This is a genomic window from Bacillus sp. FSL E2-8868 (assembly GCF_038005505.1).
GTDB classification, from domain to species: Bacteria; Bacillota; Bacilli; order Bacillales; family Bacillaceae_G; genus Bacillus_A; species Bacillus_A mycoides.
Window position 1 is genome coordinate 153,266 of the sequence record NZ_JBBOTI010000004.1, and the last position, 24,798, is coordinate 178,063.

The 24,798-nt window shown below is 33.3% G+C and carries 28 protein-coding genes and 4 pseudogenes; 9 read left to right on the forward strand and 23 right to left on the reverse strand.

Annotated elements, in window-relative coordinates:
- Positions 1-23: 23 nt before the first annotated feature.
- The 6 genes from NSS74_RS25820 to NSS74_RS25845 are packed head-to-tail and all read right to left on the reverse strand — an operon-like array spanning position 24 to position 6,418.
- On the reverse strand, positions 24-1,019 hold the full coding sequence (locus tag NSS74_RS25820) for a cytidylyltransferase domain-containing protein (RefSeq protein WP_063226553.1): 996 nt from the start codon (positions 1,017-1,019) through the stop codon (positions 24-26).
- Positions 1,020-2,225: a UDP-4-amino-4,6-dideoxy-N-acetyl-beta-L-altrosamine transaminase gene (gene pseC / locus NSS74_RS25825; RefSeq protein WP_340814565.1), complete on the reverse strand. Its 1,206-nt coding sequence runs from the start codon at positions 2,223-2,225 to the stop codon at positions 1,020-1,022. It lies immediately after the preceding gene.
- A complete protein-coding gene (locus NSS74_RS25830; protein WP_340814567.1) occupies positions 2,225-3,187 on the reverse strand; it encodes a dTDP-glucose 4,6-dehydratase in 963 nt (320 codons plus the stop codon). Before NSS74_RS25830 ends, pseC begins: the two co-directional genes overlap by 1 nt.
- Complete coding sequence (locus tag NSS74_RS25835) at positions 3,184-4,209, reverse strand: SDR family NAD(P)-dependent oxidoreductase (RefSeq protein ID WP_002016610.1); 1,026 nt, start codon at positions 4,207-4,209, stop codon at positions 3,184-3,186. The genes NSS74_RS25830 and NSS74_RS25835 overlap by 4 nt, the downstream gene beginning before the upstream one ends.
- Positions 4,210-4,242: 33 nt before the next feature.
- Entirely contained in the window at positions 4,243-5,646 is a 1,404-nt protein-coding gene (locus tag NSS74_RS25840; RefSeq protein ID WP_340814680.1) for a CDP-glycerol glycerophosphotransferase family protein, read from the reverse strand.
- Between the two features lie 4 nt (positions 5,647-5,650).
- Complete coding sequence (locus tag NSS74_RS25845; protein WP_340814569.1) at positions 5,651-6,418, reverse strand: glycosyltransferase family 2 protein; 768 nt, start codon at positions 6,416-6,418, stop codon at positions 5,651-5,653.
- A gap of 307 nt (positions 6,419-6,725) precedes the next feature.
- Here NSS74_RS25845 and NSS74_RS25850 point away from each other — a divergent pair, with 307 nt between their 5' ends.
- Entirely contained in the window at positions 6,726-8,015 is a 1,290-nt protein-coding gene (locus tag NSS74_RS25850; RefSeq protein WP_340814571.1) for a glycosyltransferase family 2 protein, read from the forward strand.
- A 278-nt stretch (positions 8,016-8,293) separates the two neighbouring features.
- Here the strand turns inward: NSS74_RS25850 and NSS74_RS25855 are convergent.
- A pseudogene (locus NSS74_RS25855) lies at positions 8,294-9,002 on the reverse strand (IS6 family transposase).
- 37 nt (positions 9,003-9,039) lie between these two features.
- Here NSS74_RS25855 and NSS74_RS25860 point away from each other — a divergent pair.
- Positions 9,040-9,531, forward strand: a complete 492-nt coding sequence (locus NSS74_RS25860; protein WP_340814573.1) for a hypothetical protein — start codon at positions 9,040-9,042, stop codon at positions 9,529-9,531.
- A gap of 322 nt (positions 9,532-9,853) precedes the next feature.
- On the opposite strand, the gene NSS74_RS25865 is transcribed toward NSS74_RS25860, so the two are convergent.
- The 4 genes and pseudogenes from NSS74_RS25865 to NSS74_RS25880 all read right to left on the reverse strand — a co-directional run bounded on the left by NSS74_RS25865 (position 9,854) and on the right by NSS74_RS25880 (position 12,165).
- On the reverse strand, positions 9,854-11,224 hold the full coding sequence (locus NSS74_RS25865; protein WP_340814575.1) for a lytic polysaccharide monooxygenase: 1,371 nt from the start codon (positions 11,222-11,224) through the stop codon (positions 9,854-9,856).
- Between the two features lie 243 nt (positions 11,225-11,467).
- Positions 11,468-11,734, reverse strand: a pseudogene (locus NSS74_RS25870) (ArpU family transcriptional regulator); the annotation flags it as partial.
- Between the two features lie 27 nt (positions 11,735-11,761).
- A complete protein-coding gene (locus tag NSS74_RS25875) occupies positions 11,762-11,929 on the reverse strand; it encodes a hypothetical protein (protein ID WP_340814577.1) in 168 nt (55 codons plus the stop codon).
- A 113-nt stretch (positions 11,930-12,042) separates the two neighbouring features.
- Complete coding sequence (locus NSS74_RS25880; protein ID WP_340814681.1) at positions 12,043-12,165, reverse strand: DUF3983 domain-containing protein; 123 nt, start codon at positions 12,163-12,165, stop codon at positions 12,043-12,045.
- A gap of 253 nt (positions 12,166-12,418) precedes the next feature.
- Here NSS74_RS25880 and NSS74_RS25885 point away from each other — a divergent pair, with 253 nt between their 5' ends.
- Positions 12,419-12,634 carry a spore germination protein gene (locus NSS74_RS25885; protein WP_078205660.1) on the forward strand — a complete coding sequence of 72 codons (216 nt, stop codon included), beginning with the start codon at positions 12,419-12,421 and terminating at the stop codon, positions 12,632-12,634.
- 334 nt (positions 12,635-12,968) lie between these two features.
- Here the strand turns inward: NSS74_RS25885 and NSS74_RS25890 are convergent, their stop codons facing one another.
- The 5 genes and pseudogenes from NSS74_RS25890 to NSS74_RS25910 all read right to left on the reverse strand — a co-directional run bounded on the left by NSS74_RS25890 (position 12,969) and on the right by NSS74_RS25910 (position 14,507).
- A complete protein-coding gene (locus tag NSS74_RS25890) occupies positions 12,969-13,121 on the reverse strand; it encodes a hypothetical protein (RefSeq protein ID WP_340814580.1) in 153 nt (50 codons plus the stop codon).
- Positions 13,122-13,462: 341 nt separating this feature from the next.
- Positions 13,463-13,643 (reverse strand): annotated as a pseudogene (locus NSS74_RS25895) (hypothetical protein); the annotation flags it as partial.
- Positions 13,640-13,834 carry a hypothetical protein gene (locus NSS74_RS25900; protein WP_340814682.1) on the reverse strand — a complete coding sequence of 65 codons (195 nt, stop codon included), beginning with the start codon at positions 13,832-13,834 and terminating at the stop codon, positions 13,640-13,642. The pseudogene NSS74_RS25895 and the gene NSS74_RS25900, both read right to left, overlap by 4 nt.
- A complete protein-coding gene (locus NSS74_RS25905) occupies positions 13,825-13,983 on the reverse strand; it encodes a hypothetical protein (protein WP_002069381.1) in 159 nt (52 codons plus the stop codon). The genes NSS74_RS25900 and NSS74_RS25905 overlap by 10 nt, the downstream gene beginning before the upstream one ends.
- A 389-nt stretch (positions 13,984-14,372) precedes the next feature.
- Positions 14,373-14,507 carry a hypothetical protein gene (locus tag NSS74_RS25910; RefSeq protein WP_340814581.1) on the reverse strand — a complete coding sequence of 45 codons (135 nt, stop codon included), beginning with the start codon at positions 14,505-14,507 and terminating at the stop codon, positions 14,373-14,375.
- Positions 14,508-14,780: 273 nt separating this feature from the next.
- Between NSS74_RS25910 and NSS74_RS25915 the strand changes: the two genes are divergently transcribed.
- Both NSS74_RS25915 and NSS74_RS25920 read left to right on the forward strand, forming a co-directional pair.
- Entirely contained in the window at positions 14,781-15,344 is a 564-nt protein-coding gene (locus tag NSS74_RS25915) for an excalibur calcium-binding domain-containing protein (protein WP_340814582.1), read from the forward strand.
- A 143-nt stretch (positions 15,345-15,487) separates the two neighbouring features.
- Positions 15,488-15,952: a hypothetical protein gene (locus NSS74_RS25920; protein ID WP_016093847.1), complete on the forward strand. Its 465-nt coding sequence runs from the start codon at positions 15,488-15,490 to the stop codon at positions 15,950-15,952.
- A gap of 217 nt (positions 15,953-16,169) precedes the next feature.
- On the opposite strand, the gene NSS74_RS25925 is transcribed toward NSS74_RS25920, so the two are convergent.
- The gene (locus NSS74_RS25925; RefSeq protein WP_002016520.1) at positions 16,170-16,304 is read right to left on the reverse strand and encodes a hypothetical protein; all 135 of its coding nucleotides are present in this window, start codon (positions 16,302-16,304) and stop codon (positions 16,170-16,172) included.
- 247 nt (positions 16,305-16,551) lie between these two features.
- On the opposite strand from NSS74_RS25925, the gene NSS74_RS25930 reads away from it, so the two are divergent.
- Positions 16,552-16,665, forward strand: coding sequence for a YjcZ family sporulation protein (locus tag NSS74_RS25930; protein WP_002069374.1), 114 nt, complete (start codon positions 16,552-16,554; stop codon positions 16,663-16,665).
- 549 nt (positions 16,666-17,214) lie between these two features.
- On the forward strand, positions 17,215-17,328 hold the full coding sequence (locus NSS74_RS25935) for a YjcZ family sporulation protein (RefSeq protein ID WP_113937363.1): 114 nt from the start codon (positions 17,215-17,217) through the stop codon (positions 17,326-17,328).
- A gap of 100 nt (positions 17,329-17,428) precedes the next feature.
- Here NSS74_RS25935 and NSS74_RS25940 read toward each other — a convergent pair whose 3' ends face one another.
- From NSS74_RS25940 to NSS74_RS25950, 3 genes are all read right to left on the reverse strand, one after another.
- The gene (locus NSS74_RS25940) at positions 17,429-17,854 is read right to left on the reverse strand and encodes a DUF4879 domain-containing protein (protein ID WP_002017095.1); all 426 of its coding nucleotides are present in this window, start codon (positions 17,852-17,854) and stop codon (positions 17,429-17,431) included.
- Between the two features lie 990 nt (positions 17,855-18,844).
- Positions 18,845-19,069, reverse strand: coding sequence for a hypothetical protein (locus NSS74_RS25945; protein ID WP_207197290.1), 225 nt, complete (start codon positions 19,067-19,069; stop codon positions 18,845-18,847).
- Between the two features lie 447 nt (positions 19,070-19,516).
- Entirely contained in the window at positions 19,517-19,843 is a 327-nt protein-coding gene (locus tag NSS74_RS25950) for an ArsR/SmtB family transcription factor (protein WP_002068824.1), read from the reverse strand.
- Between the two features lie 720 nt (positions 19,844-20,563).
- Between NSS74_RS25950 and NSS74_RS25955 the strand changes: the two genes are divergently transcribed.
- Positions 20,564-20,917 (forward strand): hypothetical protein, encoded by a 354-nt coding sequence (locus NSS74_RS25955; RefSeq protein ID WP_002068822.1) that lies wholly within the window; start codon positions 20,564-20,566, stop codon positions 20,915-20,917.
- A gap of 319 nt (positions 20,918-21,236) precedes the next feature.
- On the opposite strand, the gene NSS74_RS25960 is transcribed toward NSS74_RS25955, so the two are convergent.
- From NSS74_RS25960 to NSS74_RS25970, 3 genes and pseudogenes are all read right to left on the reverse strand, one after another.
- A complete protein-coding gene (locus NSS74_RS25960; RefSeq protein ID WP_002140633.1) occupies positions 21,237-22,118 on the reverse strand; it encodes an IS3 family transposase in 882 nt (293 codons plus the stop codon).
- Positions 22,119-22,126: 8 nt separating this feature from the next.
- Positions 22,127-22,423 (reverse strand): transposase, encoded by a 297-nt coding sequence (locus NSS74_RS25965; protein WP_002135468.1) that lies wholly within the window; start codon positions 22,421-22,423, stop codon positions 22,127-22,129.
- Between the two features lie 212 nt (positions 22,424-22,635).
- A pseudogene (locus NSS74_RS25970) lies at positions 22,636-23,733 on the reverse strand (S-layer homology domain-containing protein).
- Positions 23,734-24,382: 649 nt separating this feature from the next.
- On the opposite strand from NSS74_RS25970, the gene NSS74_RS25980 reads away from it, so the two are divergent.
- On the forward strand, positions 24,383-24,796 hold the full coding sequence (locus NSS74_RS25980; RefSeq protein WP_016096884.1) for a hypothetical protein: 414 nt from the start codon (positions 24,383-24,385) through the stop codon (positions 24,794-24,796).
- Positions 24,797-24,798 lie beyond the last annotated feature (2 nt).

Genomic DNA, 24,798 nt, shown 5'->3' on the forward strand with positions numbered 1-24,798 from the left:
TAAAAGTAATACAATTTATTGATTTATAATTTTGTTTCTCTATTTAGCTCATCTACTAATGATTGTTGATTTGCCCATTTCAATTTCACATGACTATTGATTCGAATGAGTTCAGGGTTTCGAAGGATGTAATCTTTTATTTGGTGAAAATATATAGGTTTGGTTTTTACATTAAGATTTTTATAAAGTTCATTGAACAAATCTAAATCTGGTTGTTCATCTAATGTTAACCTCCAAGAAGGATAACAAAATGAAGGAGGGAGTTTTACTATATTGACCCGGAATAAATGAGGATTATTTGTAAAATAAAATGGAAGGTATTCTGTATAGGTTAAGGTTTTCGGGGTTTGTAGCAAACGTTCAATTGCTTCTAATGTGAAAATATCGCCTGCTGTTCCGACAGGTAACGTACTTAGCTGTGCTTGTGTATAATCTGCTCCACTTTTCAAATGTTGCTCTAGTAAATAATTATTGATTTCTGGTGATACAACTGGGCAATCTCCTGTAATCCGCATAACAATGTTTGCATTTTCTTGTTTTGCAGCTTGGAGTATGCGATCTGCGGTATTTTCTGGATCACCTCTGAAAATTTTAACCTTCCCACCTAGATCAAATTTTTCTAAAGGATCATCTTGTGCTACATCTGAAGTAGCAAGTATGACTTGGTGTCCCCCAGGAATAGCTAATGCATTTATAAGACAGCGTTCAATAGAAGGGATTCCATGTATTGGCAATATTGCTTTTAAAGGCAACCTAGTAGATTTTAATCTACAAAGTACAATAATTACTACTTTAGGAGGTTCAATAACCTCATTCGTTAATGGAGTTCCTGCTTGCAAATTATATAAAGCTACTTGAGGTAATAATTCCTCAAACTGAAGCTGGTTCAGTGCATTTTCAACGATACCTAGTTCCATATCAACTTTATTAGCTGTAATGATTTCTCCTTTTTTTATATCAACTTTTGTTACTGCTCTTAACAACTTTTTGTTTCGCAATTCTAATAACACCCCTTTCATTTAATGTTTAGCAACTCTATAAAACGAAAGAACTTTTCTTACTGCTTTTATTACATCCCATACATCATCCTCTGCCATTTTAGGAAATAGAGGAAGAGTAATAATTTCCTCGTATAAATTTTCTGCTTCTGGACAAAGGCCCTTTCCATAACCTGAATTTTGATAAAACGGTTGTAAATGAACCGGTATATAGTGCACATTCACACCAATATTTTCTTTTTGTAATGCCTCATAAATTTCTTTTCGATTACCCTTTAATAATTTAGTATTTAACCGAATGATATAAAGGTGCCAACTTGAGTGGGTTTGGGGCAATTGCTTTGGTATGATGATTTCAGGTAAACTATTAAATTCTTTATTATAAATGTCTACATATTTCTTTCTAATCTTAATAAAAGAATCTAATTTACTTAACTGTGATAAGCCAAGAGCAGCCTGTATATCAGTCATCCTGTAATTGTAACCCAAAAATTGCATTTCATAATACCAAGGCCCATGATTATCAAGAAGTTTTTGAGGATTCCTTTCAATTCCATGTGTACGAAATTGAACAAGCTTTTCATAAAGCAAAGTATTATTTGTAGTAATTACTCCACCCTCTCCTGTTGTAATATGTTTCACAGGATGAAAGCTAAACATTGTCATATCACCAATTGAACCAATCTTTTGGTTTTTATAAGTGGCTCCTAATGCATGTGCTGCATCTTCAATGATAATCAAGTTATTCTCATTTGCTATTTTCTTTATTTTATCTAATTCTACAGGCTGCCCAGTAAAGTGTACGGGAATAATAGCCTTTGTTTTGTTTGTAATCTTTTCCTCTATAGACTTAGTACTGATATTGTATGTTTCATAGTCTATATCAGCGAAAACTGGCTTTCCACCCTGGTATAAAATACAATTTGCACTTGCTACAAATGTCATTGAGGTTGTAATTACTTCGTCTCCCTCTGTGATTCCAGCTGCATAGCAGGCAGCATGCAAAGCAGCTGTACCACTTGAAAAAGAAACAGCGTATTTTGCCCCAACGTATTTTGCTATAGCCTCCTCAAACTGTTGAATCGTTGGTCCTGTCGTTAAAAAGTCTCCTTTTAATATATCTATAACTGCCTGAATATCATGGTCATCAATTTGTTGTTGACCATAAGGCAAATATGTTCCTCTAACAGGATTTCCCCCATGTATACCGAGAATTTCCCTGTCCATTATTCTTTCTCCTTAGGGTTAATTTTTAAAGATTTAATCCACTCTTCTGTTTTAATAACTCCATCTTCTAAAGAAACTTTCGGTTCCCAATTTAATATTGTTTTTGCTTTTTCATAGTTACATAATAATTTTTGAATTTCACTTTGTGGATGGATATGAGTTACATGTTGAATACTTACTTTATTTCCCGAAATCAATTCTGCTAATTTATTAATTGATATATCTTGTCCTGTTCCTGCGTTGATAATATGACCATTTGCTTTAGAAGAATAGCCTGCTTTCACAACGAAATCTGCACAATCTTCAACATATAAAAGGTCTCTCGTTTGTTTCCCATCTCCATAAATATTTACTGGTATTTTATCTAATTTATTATTTATAAAAATGGCAACAACCCCACCTTCACCTCCAGTTTTCTGGAATGGTCCGTACGTATTAAATGGACGAATTACCACAACTGGAAGCTTATAAGCATAATAGTAAGATAAAACCATATTTTCAGCAGCTATTTTTGATCCAGCATATGGAGAAGCTGGTTTAATGGGGTCTAATTCTGATATTCCTTGTGTATTAGTAGCTTTATCATATACCATACAAGTACTCATAAAGACCATTTTGACATTATGCTTATGACATTGTTCTAACAAATTAAAAGTACCTATTGTATCATTTTCAAAAGTCGTTCTAGCATCATCTATACTATCTTGAACATTAATACTTGCTGCTAAATGATAACAAAGGTCAAATGAATGATTTTTAAAAAATTGGTTAACCAATTTTTTATCTTTAATATCTCCTTGTATACATTGCTTCAAGTTTAAATCATGAACGAACTCGATAATATTTGCTGTAGTTGAATTCGCTAAATTGTCTAATATCCATACTTCATGCTTATCTTGCAATAATCGCTTTACAACCCACCTACCAATAAATCCTGCACCACCAGTTACTAATATTTTCATAATTTCTCCCCTCCTGCTAGTAGTTGCTGGTTTATAATCAAATTTCTAAGCTCTTCTTTTGAAATCGCATCTTGATAATCAGAACGATAAAATCCTGGCTTCGCTCTATTGGCATTTTCATATTGAGCACCCTTTTTTAGTGGACTTGGTATGATAAACATATCCGGTAATTCAAAAGCCTGTAAAGATTCATCATGTGTCATAAGTTCTTCATACATTTTTTCACCAGGTTTTAATCCAATTTCTTCAATCTTAATACTATCCTTGGACAAACTATACAACTTTGTAACTTCTTCTATCATCACTTCACTTAAATCTTTTAATGAAATAACTGGCATTTTCAATATGAAAGTTTCACCGCCCTTTGCTATTTTCATTGCTTCAATGGTTAACATCGTTGCTTGTTTCAGTGTCATCATAAATCTGCTCATACTAAGATCAGTTACAGTTATTTTGTGATTTTCTTTAATTTGATTTTCAAATAAGGGAATAACAGAACCTCTCGATCCCATAACATTTCCGAAACGTACACTTGCAAATATTGTTTCACTAGATCCTTTTGAATATTCCGCTGATGTTATCAATCTTTCAGCTGTTAGTTTTGTTGCACCGTAATTATTTGTTGGTGAAATTGCTTTATCAGAGCTTGTGAAAATCACCTTTTTTACTTTCTGGGCAATTGCTGCTTTTATTACATTTTGTGTTCCAAAAATGTTGGTCAATACCGCTTCAAACGGATTATATTCACAAAATGAAACATGCTTCATCGCCGCAACATGGAACACATAATCAATATTTTCCATTGCGCTATATAGGCGATCATAATTTCGAATATCCCCAATTAAATAGCGAATATTTTGATTTTTACCCCTAAACTCTTCTTGTAATAAAAATTGATTATATTCACTTCTACTAAAAATTCTTATAACTTTTGGCTTTCCCTCTAAAACATTAGAAAGAATGCTTTTTCCAATTGTTCCTGTTCCACCAATAATTAAAACGTTTTTATTTTTAAAAAACATAGATATGAATACCTCCTCTTTTTAAAATAATGTTTATCCTTGTGCGCTTTGAATTAAGCCTTGCAACTTTTTGGTACTTACTTCTTGTGGATAATTTTCACTAATAAATTGTTGTCTTAATTCTTTTGCTAGACTTGACTGCAAAGAATCGTTTAGGACCTTTTCAATCGTGCTCACCATATCTTCAATAGAGTGATTTACAAGCCAATCTAATTTATCATAATACTTATAATCTCTATCCTCTAATAACGATTTATAAACAACTACAGGTATATCTAATAACATTGCCTCTAACCCTACTGTTGAATTAGAAATAACCACAAGATTCGCATGTAAAATAACATCATACATGTTCACTTCATTTGTTATATATTTAACATTAGGATATACGTTACTTAACCGAACATATTCTCCCACTAGGTTACGCCCTTTTTCCCAAGGATGAGGCTTTATAATAACTGTGATATTTTTGTCTTTCACTAATTTTTCTGTCAATTCGATATAAAATGAAGTTTTAAATGGCTGGGTTGCAATAAAAACCACTTTTGTAGAGGGGTCTATTTTTAATTGTTTAAAAAGATTCTTTTTATCCGTATATACCATATCGAAGATATCATCATATCTGGGATGCCCTATAATCTCAATTTGAGATTCACTGACCCCTTTTTGAAGGTACCAATCTCGTTCATATCTTCCATATACAACCTGTTTTGTAGCGAAAACTGGAAAGTATGCTTCTTCACCCATTATCGCACCATGCTGAAGACAATAACTCGGTATCCCTTCACTTTTAGATAGAAAAGTAAGAGCTCTGCTTGCTATATCCTCCGTTGTGCCAACAATCACACCAGAAATAACTTGTTCTTTAAAAATGAAATATGCCATATTAAGTTTCTCAATCATAATAGGGAGGTCGCTGAGTAATTTTTTTTGAAAAAACATGTTTGAAAATAGTGGATGTTTATTAAACTTTGAATAGATTTTTTTAGCCTTTTCGATGAAAACATGTGCAGTATTAGGGGCTTTATTTATATAATCTGGTGCACAAATTGTAGGAAGACCATAAAGTTCTGTCTTTTTTGATCTAGTTAATATCTTTGTATGATTTGGATTAAAGTGAGTAAAATTACTTACTGAAAAACGGAGATAATCTGAATTCAGGAGAATCACTCCATTTTGATTTATTCTTTTTATCTTTGATTGAAATGAAGACATTCTTTTTTCAAACTCTAACTGCAACTGTGTTTCCTCTATAGGTTCAATTGACAGTTGTTTATAAAAATCTTTTTCTTTCATTTTATTTTTTACATCTTCGTCCAAATATTGATAGAAATTACTCAGTAATGGTAAAGCAACATTATAATGCTTTAATTCTGAAAAAACATTTATATATTCTAGATTTAATAACCAATAATTTTTCAAATAGATGTCACTCAACATTTCACCCTCTTTTTTTTCTTAAGTCTTCTCTTAATTCTTTACATGTTCTTTGTGGTGGTAATAATTGTACAAATTCATTTTTTTCTTTAGCAAATAACTGCGCATGGATTGAATGTGAAGTTATATAATTGATATCTAAAACTTCATCTAAAGGATGAAAATCCCAATAATGATTTAATCTCCAAAAAAAGCGTGCATCTCCAATACGATAAAACTGAGGATCTTCATCCCAGTAAGAACTCCACCTTTTTTCAAGAATCGGCAAAACAGATGCTCTATGCATTATAGAACAATGATCAATTGCGCATGGCGCATTATTAGTGACTTTTTTTGCAGGCCTTTCAACAGTTTTGATAGGTAAATCTGATTCATCTAGATGGATCGTTTTTGATGCAGAATATACAATTTGAACATCTTTATTCTCATCAAGATAACTAGACATCATTTTAAGTCGCTCTTTTTCGTATTGATTATCATCTGTAATATAAGTAATATACTCCCCTTTTGCATGTTTAAGTGCCTCGTTAATTAAAGCAGCATATCTGACTTTTTTTGTTCGTTCAGAAATATGGGCTACATTACTTTTATAAAAGTGTACATTTTTCTTGTTTATGAATGGTTGAATCACTTTCTGAGTCATTTCGTTAGAATCATCATCCATAATAAAAAGTTCAAAATCTTGGAAAGTTTGGTTTAATACACTTAATATCGATTTTTCTACAAATGTGGGCTTATTATAACTCGTCATAATAACTGTAATTTTAGGCAAATATTACTCTCCTCCTTATCATTAAATAAAAAATAGTTACGTTATTATATAAAGAGAAAGGACGAACCGTTCCGATAATTTTAAAAAAGATTTATATATGTAATAAAATGATAAAGTAGCTATTTTATTTGCCCATGCATCTTTTTTATAATCCGCTATAGTCTATACCATATCTATGAACAAGTAATAAACTATTTAAGTACAAAAAAGAAAATATCAATAGTTAGAAACAACTAACTCCAAAGATTCAATTAATATCCACCTGAAAATATTAAGCTATCCAAAATTCTCACAAGAGGTGACAACTTTGAAACCCCTAATTTCAATTATCCTCACTAGCTATAATAAACCTTCTTTAATTAATCAAGTTATTGAAAGTGTTCAGATGCAAACTTTTAAAGAATGGGAACTTTTTATTATGGATGATAACTCTTATCCAGATACTATAAATATCATAAAAAAGTATTTAGATGACCCTCGAATTTATTATAAGAATAGTTTTATACAAGGTAATGAAAGATATAAAACCACAAGATATGCAGCGCTCATTAATGAGGCGCTTCCATTAACATGCGGAGATTTTATTTGCTATTTAACCGATGATACTATGTACGTTCCAAATAGATTAGCTGAAATGTTATCTTTCTTACAAAAAAGTCCTGAAATAGATGTGGTGTATTCTTCTCAGCACGTAAAATGTGTTGATTATAATCTACAACCTACTCATGAATATGTAAGAAAAGCCTCGGAAATTTTATATACAGCTGCAAATGTTGTGGATCACTGTTCAGTTATGCATACAAGAAGAATTTTATTAAAGGTTTATCAAAAATACAGTAATTATTGGGAGACCGATTCTCTATATTGGTTTAACGGAGATGCAATGTTTTGGAAACGTCTAAATACATTCCAACCTTTCTATCCTATTAACAAAGTGCTCGATATTACTTTCAAAACACCTTTTTCCTTCCAAAATCTATATGCCAACCTCCCATCTAAAGATTTAAATGGTATATTGCTTAGAAATTCACAAGGTGACGTATTTTTAGTTGATAATTATAAACGTAGGTCCCTATCAAAAGAAATGCTTTCTTACTTCAAATATAATCAAAATCAAATTGTCCCAATTCCTGAACCATTTATTTACAAATATACAGAAGGACCACCTATATCTCTTACAGAACCCATTCCAAATTTACGTGTTGTAAAAAATGAAAAAGGAGAATTATTTTATATAGAAAATAATCAAAAACGTCCATTTATTAACACTACAGCATTTCGCAAGTTTAAATTTTCAGCTCAAGAAATTATTAAAGTTTCGCAACGTAGTTTAGATGAATTTTCAGATGGACCACCTATTTACCCGAATTTATCTAATTACACGATTCTACCTGAAGGGAAAGTATTTATCTATCATCACAATTATTTCATTATGACAGATCGCATGCTTCACCCAATAGATAAAGACATGTTACAAAAACTGTATCTATTAAAGAACTGTATACCGATTTCAAAAACTAGCTTATCCTACTTTAAAATTGGTCCTCCTATTTCATCATATCCATCTCACTTAGCTGAAGAGTACCAAGAAGACTGACAAACGAGATTGTGCCAAGAAGGACTATCCCCATGCCCATCAACTTAAGAAAAGTAAACACCCCAAAACAAAAAAATGAGCTGTTTTCTCAAAATATCTACCTGTAGAGAAAGAAAGTTTTCATTTAGGGGGTACTTCAAAACCTTAGCTTGCTAGTAGGGGTCACCATCTATCAATATTAGTAATGCAGATAACATCATCCTATCGAATAAAACGGTTCTGGTGCAAAAATAAAGTAAAAGAGAATAAAGCATATATATTCCTAACGGAATCGTATCTTATGCTACAAGTCCAAACAATTGATGGACGAATTCTTTCTGATTTTGGATAGACTGGTTCCGTAAATTAATCTGTTCTTTTTTAATCATATGCATGGCTTCTACTCCAGAAAGAATGGATATAGCTGTGTCAAAAGATTTGAGCCCTAGCATAGAACGGATACGCTTCTTTATAAAGCGATGATCTTGTTCTACTATATTATTCAAGTACTTTTGTTGTCTAAGTTGCATACCATCAGGTATGCTTTTTTCTTTTTTCAACAGTTCAATTGCTATAGGATAAGCCGGATTCTTATCGACTGTCATCACACGTGGCTTTGATACATGAAAAGACCGCAAAGCTTTCTTGAAAAAGCGCTTTGCAGCCTTTCGGTCTCTTGTTTTGCTTAGACAAAAATCGATTGTGTTTCCTTTCGAATCAACAGCACCGGTACAGGTACATCCATTGCCCTTTAACTTTTATATATGTTTCATCAACTCTCCAAGAGTCATTGGTTTGCTTGAGGTGACGACGAATTCGTTTGTCCAATTCCGGGCCATACTGATGAACCCAACGCATAATCGTGGTATGAGAAATAGATAAGCCCCGTTCCTTCATCATTTCCACCAAATCACGAAAACTGAGGTTATACCGTAGGTACCATCTTACCGTTAACAAAATTATATCAGGCTGATAATGCTTCCATTTGAACAAATTTTCCTTTTTCATACTGATCACACACCTTTTCTAGAGTAGTAATATCAGTATGTCCAAGTTTTATAGATTTTTTGCACCAGAACCTAGTAAAGTATTATTAGCAGGAACATTGGCTCTTGGCAGTTTAACAGCAATGAACGTGGAAACACCCAAAGCTCAAGCAGATGGAGCGAGCGAATATTGCCGATACATTTGTGGTCCTATAGAAACGTTAAATAATTTCACAATTCAACTTTCAGATACGAAATACAGACTGGGACAAAATATCATTCTACGAGCAACAAATGATAATGCATATGATGTACATTACACAGCATCTTTTGAAAAACAATACGATACTGGTTGGGATTATTATGACGCTGATTTTCGCTACGGTTCACTATTACCAGCTGGAACAAATGTATATGAAGATTTTGATGCTGAGACTGGCAATGGTGGAGCAATTGCTGGGCCAGGAACATATCGCATAAAAATTGAAGTAACACATGTTGATGGCCATGTTGATACAATGTACACAGCGCCAATTACATTATTAAATTAAACAATAAAGTTGCTTCACATCTTATTGTTTATATTATTTATCAAGTATTTTTCCGAAGTATCTAATCCTAATAAGAAGATTAGGATTAGATACTTTGGATGGTAGTTTTATTGGCTGGTTACTCCTTCTATTAATAGGTATTGGAATTGCAAAAGTAGGAACACCTTATCTTATAAGTGTCCCATTCTTTGACAAAGAAAAAATACAAATAATAAGAAAATACATTAAATATTTTTATATTTAAAATAAAACCTTCTAGTCGTCAAATTAGTTCCGTATACATAGAATGCACTTTCTTATAATACATAACGTTTTTACATCCTTAGTATATTTCTTTCCATAAAGATAAAGCAAAGATCCAATTCGGATCCCCATTCCCTTGATAGCTTTGGGCCGCCTCGTATTCCTTACCCTCGTGAACTACTCTATCTCCTTTTTTATATGCTTTATACGAATCCCATTTCTCATAAGCGTTTTCTTGTTCCTTCGTAGTAACTGTTAAGATATCACTTTTCATTGATTCATTGCCAGCCGTATCAACTGCAGTAACTACATACTTGTATGTAGTATTTACTTGCAAATTCTTGTCCATAAATGATGTGGTATTAACAGTACCTATTTCCTTCGTAACCCCTGCAATTTCTCTGTATACAATATAATGATCCACATCTATGTTATCTTCAGACGGACTCCACATTAAGTCAACAGTATTGGCAGTGATTCCCATACTGTGTAACCCTTTAGGTTGAGTTGGCGCTTCTGTATCTGGTTTTTCCACTGTTGTTTTAATAACTAATGCTTCACTTTCCTTAGATATATTCCCTACAGCATCTACTGCTTTTACTGTATACGTGTAATCTGTGTTTGGGCTTAATTTTTTATCAACTAAACTAGTACCCGCTACAGTATTAATTACTTCTCCATTACGTAACACTTGATACTCTTTCACCCCTACATTATCTGTTGCAGGCTTCCAATTAAGTTCTACGCTATTTGAAGTGGCTTTTACTACTTGTAGTCCAGATGGCTGAGTTGGTGCTTCTGTATCTGGTTTTTCATTATTAACTAGATTCACATCAATCACATTATAAAAAGCATTTACGGTATCAGCTACATCCCAAACCGCTAAAATGACATGATATCCACTACGATCAGTTGGTACATTAATTTTATGTGATAAATTATTAGATGCTGCAGAACCATCGTGTTTTACAGTTCCTATTGGTTCAAAATCCGCTCTTGTTAGAGGTTTATTTGGATCCCACCCTTTTTTTGTGATGTAATAGTGCCATTGACTTGTTAAATGAGGAGCAGTGTATTTCCAAGTGAATGTATTCTCTCCACCCTTAATCGTATTCTTAAACCATCGATCAGCTGTTTGTTGATCAAGAATCCCACCAAACAGGCCTCCTGCTGAAGCAATTTTCCCATCAACCGGTCCACCTTGTGGGAATCCTTTAGGCGCTTCTAAGCTTTGCGGCTCATACATTACATTGCCACAATTTAAATTCAAAGCTCCATAATTCTGGCTACATAAAGCAGCACGGCTACCTGGTTTTTCAACGAACCCATGTGCATAGGCATTTTGAGGAATTAATGTTGTACTCATAATTCCTACTGCTACTACAGCAGCACTTAATCCCTTTTTATTTGTAGTCATTTTTCTCAACTGCTTTAGAATTTTTTTATTCATTTTAATAGTCCCCTCCTATTAATTTTCTTACTATATTAAGAGCATTGATGTAAAAGAATAATAAAACATAGATTACAAAGATTAAATAAATAAAAACGAAACCTCATAACTTCATACTTAAATATTCATTTAACTTCCTTTACATCCAAATAGCTTTATAATTAAATTATTACATGATAATTCATTAAACTTATACTGAAATTGTGCACAGTTTTTGAACTTTCTTCTATTCTTATCTACTATTAAAAACTGATTAATACGGAATGACATTAACTCCAACCACTCTTCATGCTCACTTTGTTGCAAATTAGCGATTGCCACATCCTCTAAAGGCTTTCCAACGGTATGTGTCGGACCGTGTTCTCTCATTTCATAAGAAGAAGTGACTTTCATTTCCTTACGAATCATTCCGAACTGTCTATATATGCGTACACTTTCAAGAACACCCTCTAACTTCTCTTGCGTTGCTGTTCTATCAATTTTTGGTAAGAAAGATAATTGTTTATTCATGTAAGACCACTCCTTTTTATTTTTAAATTACTTTTGTCTTAACGTTCCACGTCTACGTTCATAACAAGGTCTATGCTTCCCCATTAAATCCTCAATTTCACGAGTACTTAATTTCTCTTTTTGTTTTTTGTTTTTCTTCTTTCCTTGTTTGGATTGCTTTTTCCATTCATGTAATTGATCTTTTAATACCTTCATTTCCCACATCCCCTTTCAAAAATAAAGAGGACACCATTTCTTAAAACAGCTTTATTGCTGCTCTAAAAATTGGTATCCTCTAGTTTTCTAGCCGGACTGTATTCTGTTTTCATTTATTTAATAATACCAGCCTGCACAAAGATGTTTCTCCAAGCTTTGTTAACTTGGTATTTATCAACGGATATCGCACGACGAACGATAGCTTTTCTTATTTTCTTTTTCTTTGAATTTGCCATTCCTCTCATCCCTTTCATGCAAACGTCTCTCATTTCCATTTTGGAACGTTTTACTCCTTTTGATACCTTATTACATTCAAAAATGATCTAAACGTGAATTGTACCTATTTTATAAATTCTTTTTCCCCACAAAAGGATTATTTTATTAGGTTTTCTAACATCCCTCATTTTAAAATTTTCAGATTCAGATGAACATCTAGACTCATAGACCATATTCTAATTTAAACGCTTCCTAAGAAAGCAGGTGAAACTGATGCCATCTATTGTTGGAAACATGGTTGTACAAAATAGTAACGGTTCTTTCAACTTAGGTGATTTTTATAACGTCTCTCCAAAGGAAAATACAAAAGCTTATAATGGTTCAGGCTCATCCAATGTTGCTTTTGTTGCTAATACCTTTAGTGGTGTTAGTGCGACAAACACATTTGATGCTGATGTTGCAGACCAAAACCAAGTTGGAACAGCATAAATTTATTCATTTCCCTCTACCTCCCTGAATAAAACTAAAAATCACGTCAATACTGTAGCTAGGCTTTTAAGCAGCCGGAAATCTCTTATCTGTAACCGTACTAATCGAGATCTCCTTCAAGACTGAGCAATTAGCTTTTGCTAGCTGCTCTTTTATTTTAAATCCGGTTCATATTTATGCTTCTTCTGTATAAAGATCTCGTGAACCAGTTTCACGCAAAAATCTACGGCATCCTCATCACTTGTAATATTTGCACCAATGTTGGCATTCTGAAGTTCTTTTATATCCCGTACCATTTGACTTTTCGGTATCTGCGTCTCTAACATTTTTCGAATTACTTTAGATTGACTCCCCCATCGTATTCACACAGAAACTCAATCTCACTCCATAACTCAGTTGGTAAAGTTAACGATACTTTTCTTGTTACACCGATCGCTTTACGCCCTGCTCCTTCTCTTTTCCCACCACGATTGTTTTGTCCAGTCATTATATATATATCCTCTTTGATTAAAGTTACTTTATTCAAAAATATCCCTTGCATTGGATACAATCAATTAATTTTAGTTACTTTATTCAAATAGAGTTCGACAAAATGAAATTTTCATTACATTAATCCCCGTATAACATTTCCGGTCCTGCTAACACTATAACTGTAACTTAACGTTACACATCCTAACTTGCAGGGCCTAATTTTCTTTTGTACAACAAGCAGTTAGCTAATTAAGCTGATTGCTTTGTTGTGCCGAATGAAGGATTTATAAAAAGATTTCTCAACATTTAACACTTGGAAATACATTACCTATTATGGTGATATATTGGTAACCCTATGATTTCTATAGCTTCTCTCTCGGACTTCGCCTCAAGCCAACGACGCTTCCACTTTTCGTCTTTGTCATAAAACTCTACTGAGTACGTCATAACGCTATTACGCTTCAAAAATTTGTCCGCTGTACTTGTTGCAGTATAATCAAAAATTCCGACTATATCCCTCCCGTGGTAGTTGTTTCATGCCCCTAACCCCATTGGACGAGATTTAATTTTGTTCTTATCTGCCTGATTCATGATTAATGTGGCGATTTCTAGTTGATTCCTTCCTAGCCCTTTTGCTATTTCAAGAATATCTTTATCCTCATCCCACACTTCTCGTAATTGAATCACTTCGCTTTCATCAAACACTAGGTCCAATCCTTCTAAAGCGATATATCGCCTCTTATTTCAATGATTTTGTATCCTGGATAGCGATTGGGAGTAATGTACTCAATCGCTTTTTCTTTTGCTTCTTTTTCATTTCGTCCTTCCTTCCATACCCATGAAGGAAGGACGACTTTTGATTGATTTTTATCTAACATAGGCTTTCACTCCTTGTTTAATTAGAAGGTACGACCATGTTATAATAGAGGGACAAAATATTGTGTCGTTTCATGAAATAGCTAATTAGGGGTAATCGACTGTTTTTATTTTCTCAATAACGATTATTCAATAAATCCGTTAACATTTAATTACCGATATGTGTATCAACCAGCCTGTGCATCTGCATAGGCCTTTTACTATGATAATTTTAGTTAGCGGATGCATTTTTCTCACCCTTTATGATGCTTCGCACATCAGAATAGTTCATAATTCCGTAACACATGCATACGAGTTATCGTGTTAAAATTAAGCCATTCTCAAGAAGTAATTCTTATTTACTCGACAATTCTTTTACCCTGTTTAAAGCCTTGCCCCCTGCGAGGCTTTTTTATTTAGCTAAAGTAATATATTTATGTGTTTCCTCTACCTTATCTGCGCTGTTATGTACCCCTTTAGCTCTTAAATCTCGTATCATTTTGATTATGTTTGCTATTTCTTCTTTGTCACGCTGCTGTTTATCCATCACTTTTCATCCTTCATAATCCGTTTGTCTATCTGCATCAGGTAGATGAATCCTGCAATTCCGATAACTAGTACCAGTATCATGAAATGGAAGAATGTACTTTCTTCCATTTTCTAGAGGTGAAATTATGTAAAAAATTCACCAAATTAACCAATGAGAGATACGGCTCTCTTTTTTTATTTCCAATCGACAAAATATGACAATATAAGAATGTTTTTTTTGATAAGATTGTCCAGAAATATTACATTTTTTATATCTTGGAGGAATTAAATTATGAACAAGAAATTATTAATGGCTTTAGCATGCAGCGTGTTACTTATGGGATTGGCTGCTTGTGGTTCAAGTGATAAAGCAAGTACATCAGAAGAACCAAAACAAGAAACTAAAAAAGAAGATGAACAAAAGAAACTAGATGAGCAAAAACAGGAAGACGAACAAAAGAAAATAGAAGAACAGAAAAAAGCCGAAGAACAAAAAGAAGTTGAAGAGCAGAAACGATTAGAAGAACAGAAAAAGGCTGAAGAGCAAAAGAAATTAGAAGAACAACGAAAACAAGAAGAGGCTCAAAGACAACAGGAAGAACAAAAGAAACAACAAGAAGCAGCTCGAGCAAAAGAACAGGAGCAACAAAAAGCTACTGCTAATACAGCACCTCAGCAACAAGCTGCACCTAAACAAGAGAAAGTGCACTTTGCAAACTGTACAGATGCAAATAATGCCGGTTACTATGATATAACTCCAGATAGCCCAGCTTATGCTTCACATTTAGATCGCGATGGCGATGGCGTGGCTTGTGAACGAAATAAAGGACATAAAAAATCTAGTAAAAAACATTAGATTTATGGTTAAGCACTCTTGTGAGTGCTTTTTTTATTCTCATTCGACAAAATATAACAAAATACAAATAACTTGTTTGCTACCATGAGATAAGAAATCTTACATTTCAGCTTATATAACTAATACATACTGGGGGTAACACAATGAAACGCAGATTACTTACAGCATTAGCATGTAGCGCCTTACTTATGGGATTATCCGCTTGTGGTTCAAATGAGAAGACTGCAACTGAATCTAAACCTAAACAAGAAGCTAAAAAGCCTGAACCGGTTACTACAACTTCACTTATTAGCGAGTTCAAGAAAGCTGGTATAGAAGCTGAAAATGCTACGGATCTACCACAAAAAGAGTTCGGTAACATGCGTAAAGATGGTAAACGAATCCTAATTCCTAAATTAGGTGAGGATAAAGGTGGCCGTGTGTTTGAATTTAGTAAGAAAGAAGACTTAGAAAAAGCTAAGAAGTACTATGATGAGCTAGGAAACTCAGCTCCAATGCTTTTCTCACATACATATGCTAAGGGGAATTTCCTTTTACAGATGAATGGCGATATGAAAGATGAAGAGTTTAATAAGTATAAAGAAGTTATGGATAAAGTAGTGAAGTAAATAGCGGCACTCGAAAGAGTGCTTTTACTATTTCTCAATACTCGAAATTATCTAACGTGGTAAAATAATAATTGGATTGGCATCCAATACCATATTACGTTGGTTCAAATCGCAGGAAGGCACCTTAGGGTGTCTTTTTTTTATAAGAAAACCCCCAAGCATTTATATACTTAGGGGCTTATCGATTGAAAGGTAAAACTGCTTACAATTCCTTAAATTAAGAACAAAGTGGGATTACTCCTAAACCAATTAATAGAGCTGCAGCAAACGCTGGAATTGGTACAGGAATCTGGATACCTTCTACAACTAAGAAGTATTGTCCACTTACTACTTGGAAACAAACTAATTGCATGGTTATTCCTCCCTTCTGTTAGGATTAATACATTATATTAAATAATCTTATTATTGATATAATTAAATAGTCTGTTTTTATTAATATATGCGATTTATTAATATTCAGGAGAAGTGCCTTAGATTGGCTTTCTCTTTTTTTCAAAAGAACTTGCTCCATTAATGCATAAAAACATAAAGTAAATTGAATCCGTTAAAATACATGAGTGACCTCTTGTTTTATCCTCTTATCTAAAGGAGGAACTATTATGGGCTTTGGTGGAAGTTGTGGTGGTGGTGGTGGCGGCTTCGCTGGAGGAGTTGCTTTACTAGTTGTATTATTTATTCTATTAATAATAGTTGGAGCTAGCTGCTTCTGCTAAACAAACTATCGGAAAAGACACTCTTATATGGGTGTCTTTTCTTTATGCATTAAAAAGCCCACCTATTTCCGTAGGTGGACTTTATCTTTATTACACAATACCAAATTATACTCTCATTTTTTCGTAAACTTTATGCAATTATACATATTTGTAAAAAATTACACTAAATAAATATTACATGTAGTAAAATATAAATTGTGGACACGTTCTATAAAGCAGATTCTCCGATTAGAAGGCGTAACACATCTCAACCATATAGATGTGGCGTTGCTTTAATCTAGCCAAACAAACGATCTCGATTCTCTTGTATTTGTACACTAACAATCTGGTAAAAATAAATGATTCTGTTTTATAGGATGTGTTTACTTAATGTCCAATACATATTATTAAAAGTAAAGTGGTTCAAGTCGGAGGAAGGCACCTTAGGGTGTCTTTTTTTATTTTCAAAAGGACCTGCTCAATTAATCCGTAAAAACATAGGGTAAAGTGAACCCGTTAAAATACATGAATGACCTTAATTTTCCCCTCCTACTCAAAGGAGAGATTACAATGGGATTTGGTGGTAGTTGCGGTAGTTGTGGCGGCGGCTTTGCTGGAGGCTTTGCTTTATTAGTTGTACTATTTATTTTATTAATCATAGTTGGAGCTAGCTGCTTCTGCTAAACAAACTATTGGAAAAGGCACCTACATAAGGGTGCCTTTTCTTTATGAAAATCTCCACACAAGGTGCAGGAATTTTCATGCTACGAATATATAAAACTAATTATTTAATATATAATGAAGTGCGCCACGTATCTCTTGGATAATTTATTGAAGTCTTTTGATATTCAAAAGTCCCTTCTTGATGATTTGATGCGTCCCATTTATATTCCCAACCTACAATAGGATTACCACCAATTATTTGTGAACCAATACTTTTCACATCAAATCCATTCATTTTGGCAAAAGGAAACTGGCCATATCCTATTTCTTTTGTGTAAACATATAAGTAACTTCCCCCATGATCTTTAGTTGTACTAAAACTATTAGGATTAATGTATTCAACTCCACCCAATTGTGATTCTACTTTTACTACACTTAAAGAAGTTAGAGGTGCTGCTGGTCCTGCTGATGCCTCCGATGCCATTCCTAACCCAACTACCGCCGCCACCGCTAATGATGATATCCCTAATGTAACTTTTTTAAACATATAAACATCCCCTTGTTTTATAATAAGTACAAGTTTGATATTAGCAGAAATTTATAAAAATATCCCTTATTTTGAAAACGTTAACAAATTCTACTTTTTTCGATATGCAATTTAGCATATCGATTGACATACAGAATAATCCATCTACTACTTTTGATATAAAAACTATTTTCAAATTTAATACTATTAACTCACTAAATTCTCATAAAAAGACTGGTCGTCTATACAATGTTTTGGTAAAATATAGGTAACTTTTAAGAAGGAAAAGCTAATATACATCGACTAAATAATGTAAAGAAAATGTTTTATTGCATAAAAAAAAGGCTCCATTGCTGGAGCGCTCAAAAAATAATATAAGTAAATGAATTAAAACAAATAACAGACAATTAAACTATATAGATAAAACTTCAATAAATCTATATATATGCAATATTACATATAAAAATCCTATTTATTGATGCTATAATAAGCTTACTCGATGATTGTTATATTTTTATATTTTTTAACGAATTCCCCGAAAGAATTCTCCTTCCTCAAGCGTGTGAAGGGCGTAGCCCAACGGTAGGTGGGAGATGCATTTCGGTTTGGCATAGCCAAAAAATTTTGATAAACTAGCTATATGAAGTTCTTTGCTAACTTGATATATGAGGTTGCAGGAAGAAAATAGAGTGCGAAAACCAAGCCATTCGGTTCCTGCGTAAAATATCAACCGTACCAAAAGAGCGTCCAAGCGTTGGACATCTAGGGGTGGAACACCCCAAAGTAACGCTCAGGGAGACGAAAGGGTACTTTCGTCTTGGAACTGAGAAGCTCCCACTTCAAGCTTTGCTAAGTGGCGAGTAGTTCACGCAATACAATACCTTCTTAACACCAATTGTACAAGGAAAAGAAGACATCTTAATCGATGTCTTCTTTTCTTATATGATAACAACACAATAAAATTAAGATGGTTCAAGTCGGAGAAAGGCCACTCAAATGAGTGTCCTTTCTTTAACAATATTCAGGTTCATATAACCCGTATAACTGTCCACCGTTTATAACAGTTCCTTTTAAATAATGCTTTATCCCCCCTTTAATCACTACCATAGGCATATCATCTTTACTATTATAAAGAAAAGCCTTATAATCACATGTTGCGGCAATTGAATTATTACTGTTATTTAACTTATTACCAGTGTCTACAGCTGCGGATGCTCCTGTAGCACCAGACAGCATAACCACAGTTGCTAAAGCCCCTACTACTAATTTCTTAAATATAGAAATTCCCCCTTTAATATTTTTTATAACTTGCACCTTAAATGTATCAATTTAATTGTTTTTGTAATTTGAGAACCAACAATCTGTACGGTATGGTCACAGTACCGTAGCCCACGAACCTATATGGTCTGTTGTGGGAGTGGTGATGGCACACCGCAATCTTGCACGTCAGCGATACCAGAAATGGACTTCGCCTTTGGTAGCAAGAATCCCACTGACGTTAGTCAGCTGGCCCCTTTAGGGGTGGGAGTGTCAAATGTGTTTCATTTTAAAATGTAATGTAGCCGCTACTTATCACTTCCCCCATTCACCCTATATAAAATATTTTAGATCGGCATCCTTTCTAAATCTCATATTCTTTTATAATGGTACACACTTTGATAAACATGCAAAAAGTTCCCTACTTTATAAAAGGGAACTTTTTTGCTTATTATTTACCCACAAACCTAAAATTCCTACAATCTGACGAGCCTTATCATTATCTATATAATAATGCATCTCTAACCCTCTTCTTTCTGCACGGAGTACGGTTCTCCTTAATTTTGATAGATGCTGTGAAACAGTAGATTGTGGGAGTCTTAATATTTCCGTTAACTGCGTAACATTACACATTTTATGGTGCATTAATTCATTTACAATTTGTAACCGAACCGGATGTGCCATTACCTTTAAGACTTCTACATCTTCTTCGCGGATTTCAGCTAGATTTCTATCAGATACTACTGTTTTCATTTCGCATTCTCCTTTATTATTAATTTCTATTTTCCTATTATCCTTATAAGTAGTACTTATAGATGATTACCATTTGTCCTGTTGAGAAAATATATTCTCTTTTTAAAACAAAAAGGTTACCTATCCTGAAAACAGTTTTTTTACTGCTTCAATGATTTGATCCCCCTAATTTTTTAACCAGACTATATTTTGTGTTGAGAGAATTATTTTGTAGTCAATTACTTGACTTTGAATGAGGCTTAACACGCTTTGCTAAGCAAAAGTAATACTTCTATCCCTTTGTTTAAAGACAGATTTAAATTCGGCATTTGCTTTCTCGTATTTCAAAATCTATAAGAAACATCTCTTCATCTCTCCTCCTACAACATATATTTTTTATTTCTCAACACCAAACAAATGGAATTTAAATCCCATTAATGGTATTATAATGGTACCTTCAGTTGTTAAATGTCATGCCCTTTTGAAAGACCCTGTCTGTAATGACGGGGCCTTTTAAATTCCTCCAACTAAAAAAAGCCTTTTTATTTCCTTGTTAACACCAATAGTATATATCCCTCTTTCAATCTATTAATTTCCTGTTACATTCCTTCATATAGAGATGGAGGGACTTCTCGTTCACATCATAAATTATGCACCATTACATTTGATAATCATTTTCATTGTAACTATAATGATTACAAGATTACTATTAATCCAAATATTCTACGTGGAGGTTTTATTATGTTTAAAAAAATCATTGTGTCTTCTATGGCACTTACTATGTTTGGTGGAGCTGCAACTATGCTAGAGACACCTACTGCTCAAGCAGCTACTTATAACTCAGCATCATCTTCTTACTTTGATGTTACACTTGAAGAAGCCGCTGCTTTCTATCAATCTCAAGACTATAAAAAATTAAAAGTATTTATGGATGACTTTGAAGCTAGAAATCCTTATACTCCTGGTGGAGGCTACGCTCAAGGTAGTGTACGTATGCAAAGATTCAACGATGCTCTTAGAGATGCTAAATTAACAAATGTCTATCAAGAATTTATTAGAATCTCATATTACAATCATTATCCAGAACCAAAATAATACAAATGTATAGAATATCTCTTATTGATTTAACTTTGCCCAATTATCTTATCTCCTAATTTTAAATGTATAATCCAAAAATAATTATTAGAAACCATTCTTTTAAGGATGGTTTTTCTATTTTCCTATGAAATTTAGCTTATGAATGCTAATTTATTCCCATATAAAGTTTTTTCATAGTAGAAATTGACCTTATATACAATCTAATGGACAAACTGTGGTATAACGGGTATAGAAATTCAACTTAATTATAAATAAAAAGAAGAGTTAATCTTTTTGCAGTGCCCCCTGTCAAGTAGACAGTATTTAAAAAGCGCAACTAAGCAACCTGAGTTCTATATTTATATGGACTCAGGTTATTTAATTTCTTTTGAAATCTTTGATGATTATAAAAGTGCATATATTTACGCACGGCAAGTTTGACCTCATTCGCTTTACGGAAGGAGTATAAATGAAAACACTCTGCCTTAAAGTGACTGAAGAAGTTTTCCATACAAGCATTATCCCAACAGTTGCCTCTTCGAGACATACTTGCCTTCATCTGATATTTTTTAAGTAATTGATTATATTGACGAGATGTATACTGGGATCCTTGATCACTATGTAAGAGGATTCCCTTCACATTTCGTTTTTTCTTTGCCTTTTTAAGCGTATCTAACACAAGCTTTAAGTCGTTTCTACGACTGGTTTCATAGGCAACAATTTCATTATTGTATAAATCCTTAATAGCGGATAAGTACAAGCGCTGTCCATTGAAAATCAAATAGGTAATATCGGTTACCCATTTCTCATTCGGTTTTGAAGCCTGAAACTCCCTATTTAGATGGTTCTCTGAAATCACATAAGCTTCTTTTTTTCCGTAATAAGGTCGTTTTTTCCTAATTACGGCTTTGATACCTAGTTCACTCATCAATCTTTGGATGTGCTTATGGTTCAAATGAAGGTTATATGTGGCTTTCAGCCACACTTGTATTCTTCTATATCCATAAATTCCTCTTAATTTTTTATGACACTCCAATATCTTTTTCTTAATTTCGATATCCTCTGATTGTTTTTTAGAAGGCGTCGTATGCCGTTTTAGCCATTTGTAGTATCCACTTCTGGTTACACCAGCAATATCGCATAGAATGGTCACTGTATAACCTGTTTTTGTCATTTCATGGATGACTTCGAATTTTTTTATTTTGGATACGACTTTCATTCCTCCTTTTACATCCCTAAGAGCTTTTTTAACATTTCATTTTCCGCTTCTAATCGTCTGATCTTAGCTTCAGGATCTTCGGGTCTAACCCTTGGTCTACCTAAACCTGGTCCTTTCGCTTTACCGCGTTTTTCTTCTAGTCCTTTGATTCCTTCAGCTTCAAAGTGTTTCACCCAACGACTTACAACCGAGTGATGAATACCTAATTCTTTCGCAATGGTTTTATAGCTCATGCCTTCTTTTAAGTATAAATCTATAGCTTGTTTCTTAAATTCTACATCGTAAGTGACTCTAATTTTTCCCATGAAAAAATCCCCTCCATAGTAAACAGGTTAATGTGCTTTCTTTTTCCTGTCTACTATAAGGGGATCATATCATTTTGATCAACTCTTCTTTTTTTCAATTTCCTGCTAATTCTTAACAGTATTATATGAAACAGCTCTATATTTTCTTTTATAATCTATTAAATCACAAATAATAACTTCTTCTGTCAGTGTAAACCCTCGAAAAAGGTTAATTATTCACCAATATAAATGCGCCAGCCCTTATAATTAGCTGTTTGTCCCATTTTTATTTTATGTCGGCCTTTTTCAAACACATATTCCATATTTATATTTTTGACCAATTTATCAATCTCTTTGTCTAAATTTAAATCTGGGTACATCATAGTAATCCATCTTTTCGTCAATTCAATAGATGGTTTATGATTTTCGAAGCTAATAGCAAAATTATTACCGCCCTTTTCATCTATACTCAATGGTCCATACCAATCTTTATTTTCTTTTGCCATTTTAGATGAAGCTAAATGTAATACAGCACTTGTCTCCCAATACTTTATATCTAGATCATATTTCAAATTTATCTCATTAATGAGATCCTGCGCCTCTTTAGATATAGATTTACTATACACAGGAACAATATCAACCAACGATTTATCAAAAGTGAAATCATCTGTCACCATGGATCTCGGTATCCCCAACGGCATTACTTCAGGTTGTCCCGGCTTCTCTAACTTACGCATTGCATTATATAGAAACTGTGCATACTGCTCACGAGTTACTACTTTTTTAGGCTCAAATAAATTATCACCTGTGCCCACAGCAATTTTGTTCTCTTGTAGGGCACTAATCGCCTCAGTAGCCCAATAATTTTTTTCCACATCATTAAAAGTAGTAATAGATTGTTGCTTTAAATTAAATGTTTTTTGTAAAATTGCCGCTAATTGTTCACGAGTTAAAACATCATTTGGTCCAAATTCATTATCCCCATATCCATTCATAAGACCAGAACTGACAACAGCATAAATTTCTTTTTCAAACATAGTACCTTTTACATCTTTAAATTGATCTTCAAACCTATCACCTACAAGTAATGGCTGTAGATACACATAAAGCAGACGAGCTGCTTGTCCTCGCGTAATATTATCGCCTAATCCAAACATTCCATTTCCATAGCCAGCTATCATTTTTTTATCTTTTAGATGCATAATTGCATCATAAGACCAGTGATTTGCAGGAACATCTTTAAATACTGTATCTGCTTGTACATTCGCTAACGATGTTAATGTCGTCGTAGCAAGTGTAGCTCATATTAAAAGCATTTTTGTTAGTTTCATACTTTAATCCCCTTATTTCTATAATTTATTATTACAAATAATTTCATTTGCCTTATATAATTCCTTTCCTAGCATATTAATATTAACATAAAATATAATAATTATTATATATTGATATATAATTAAACCATTTCGATCATATATTAATAACATCTGTTCTATTTTCGGAATACCTCTAAAAATAGATTCCGTTGAGTATGTATGTAAAAGATTTGTTGATAGTAAATAAAACAGAATTTACTATCAACATCTTGAAATATTTAATAGCATTAAGGCATTACATGAATCACAAAGTGCTTAAAATTTTTAAATAACTAAACTTATATAGACCAAAAAGAACCCCGTACAACATTTAAATGTTTATTTATATACAATGCACAAAAAGAAAGCCAACTAAATGTTTACTTATAGTACCAACGCATGCAAAAAGCAGTTACCGTCCCATTCATAGTTTTGAAGATTTGTCCTCTCCTTCTTTAAGAACACTTTAAACTTCGGATAGATTACCTTATATCGACATCTTATGTATGCAGAATTACATATTAAATCTCATTGAAAATCATTCTTGTTGTAACTATAATGGTTTCAAGAGGTGGTATTTTCACTTCGTTTTCAAATCTCACAATATATTAAAGGAGGAACTAGCATTATGAAAAAAGTTATTTTAGCAGGGGCATTAGGAATTGCAGTACTATCAGGTATGAACTTACCAGGAGCAGAGGCACCTAAGGCGAGTGCAGCAACTACAAATTTAGAAATTCAAGAAGTTACAAAATATTACTCTATGAGTTCCTATGAGGTTTCTCAAAAAGAATCATTTAATCTTAATAAAGGGGAAGAACTTACGGTCTTTGTACAAAATTCCGGGTTCCCAATTTCTTATACAGTCTTTGATGCAGATGATCAAGTAATTGGCTCATACAATGCGAATTCACCATACGGTCGCGTATTCAAAGCACAAAAAGACGGTAATATTTCGGTTCAATTTCAAGCAGGAGTAAATTCTTCTTACATGAAGAAGATGAATTTCACAGCCAAATTTGCAGTCTCTAAATTTAACTAGCA

Bases quoted from the DNA above. Each gene is read 5' to 3' on its own strand.
- NSS74_RS25820 (WP_063226553.1), bottom strand. From the start codon at position 1,019: ATGAAAGGGGTGTTATTAGAATTGCGAAACAAAAAGTTGTTAAGAGCA.
- pseC (WP_340814565.1), bottom strand. From the start codon at position 2,225: ATGGACAGGGAAATTCTCGGTATACATGGGGGAAATCCTGTTAGAGGA.
- NSS74_RS25830 (WP_340814567.1), bottom strand. From the start codon at position 3,187: ATGAAAATATTAGTAACTGGTGGTGCAGGATTTATTGGTAGGTGGGTT.
- NSS74_RS25835 (WP_002016610.1), bottom strand. From the start codon at position 4,209: ATGTTTTTTAAAAATAAAAACGTTTTAATTATTGGTGGAACAGGAACA.
- NSS74_RS25860 (WP_340814573.1), top strand. From the start codon at position 9,040: ATGTCCAAGTTTTATAGATTTTTTGCACCAGAACCTAGTAAAGTATTA.
- NSS74_RS25865 (WP_340814575.1), bottom strand. From the start codon at position 11,224: ATGAATAAAAAAATTCTAAAGCAGTTGAGAAAAATGACTACAAATAAA.
- NSS74_RS25875 (WP_340814577.1), bottom strand. From the start codon at position 11,929: ATGAAGGTATTAAAAGATCAATTACATGAATGGAAAAAGCAATCCAAA.
- NSS74_RS25880 (WP_340814681.1), bottom strand. From the start codon at position 12,165: ATGGCAAATTCAAAGAAAAAGAAAATAAGAAAAGCTATCGTTCGTCGT.
- NSS74_RS25885 (WP_078205660.1), top strand. From the start codon at position 12,419: ATGCCATCTATTGTTGGAAACATGGTTGTACAAAATAGTAACGGTTCT.
- NSS74_RS25890 (WP_340814580.1), bottom strand. From the start codon at position 13,121: ATGACTGGACAAAACAATCGTGGTGGGAAAAGAGAAGGAGCAGGGCGT.
- NSS74_RS25905 (WP_002069381.1), bottom strand. From the start codon at position 13,983: ATGTTAGATAAAAATCAATCAAAAGTCGTCCTTCCTTCATGGGTATGG.
- NSS74_RS25910 (WP_340814581.1), bottom strand. From the start codon at position 14,507: ATGGATAAACAGCAGCGTGACAAAGAAGAAATAGCAAACATAATCAAA.
- NSS74_RS25915 (WP_340814582.1), top strand. From the start codon at position 14,781: ATGAACAAGAAATTATTAATGGCTTTAGCATGCAGCGTGTTACTTATG.
- NSS74_RS25920 (WP_016093847.1), top strand. From the start codon at position 15,488: ATGAAACGCAGATTACTTACAGCATTAGCATGTAGCGCCTTACTTATG.
- NSS74_RS25925 (WP_002016520.1), bottom strand. From the start codon at position 16,304: ATGCAATTAGTTTGTTTCCAAGTAGTAAGTGGACAATACTTCTTAGTT.
- NSS74_RS25930 (WP_002069374.1), top strand. From the start codon at position 16,552: ATGGGCTTTGGTGGAAGTTGTGGTGGTGGTGGTGGCGGCTTCGCTGGA.
- NSS74_RS25935 (WP_113937363.1), top strand. From the start codon at position 17,215: ATGGGATTTGGTGGTAGTTGCGGTAGTTGTGGCGGCGGCTTTGCTGGA.
- NSS74_RS25940 (WP_002017095.1), bottom strand. From the start codon at position 17,854: ATGTTTAAAAAAGTTACATTAGGGATATCATCATTAGCGGTGGCGGCG.
- NSS74_RS25945 (WP_207197290.1), bottom strand. From the start codon at position 19,069: ATGCTGTCTGGTGCTACAGGAGCATCCGCAGCTGTAGACACTGGTAAT.
- NSS74_RS25950 (WP_002068824.1), bottom strand. From the start codon at position 19,843: ATGAAAACAGTAGTATCTGATAGAAATCTAGCTGAAATCCGCGAAGAA.
- NSS74_RS25955 (WP_002068822.1), top strand. From the start codon at position 20,564: ATGTTTAAAAAAATCATTGTGTCTTCTATGGCACTTACTATGTTTGGT.
- NSS74_RS25960 (WP_002140633.1), bottom strand. From the start codon at position 22,118: ATGAAAGTCGTATCCAAAATAAAAAAATTCGAAGTCATCCATGAAATG.
- NSS74_RS25965 (WP_002135468.1), bottom strand. From the start codon at position 22,423: ATGGGAAAAATTAGAGTCACTTACGATGTAGAATTTAAGAAACAAGCT.
- NSS74_RS25980 (WP_016096884.1), top strand. From the start codon at position 24,383: ATGAAAAAAGTTATTTTAGCAGGGGCATTAGGAATTGCAGTACTATCA.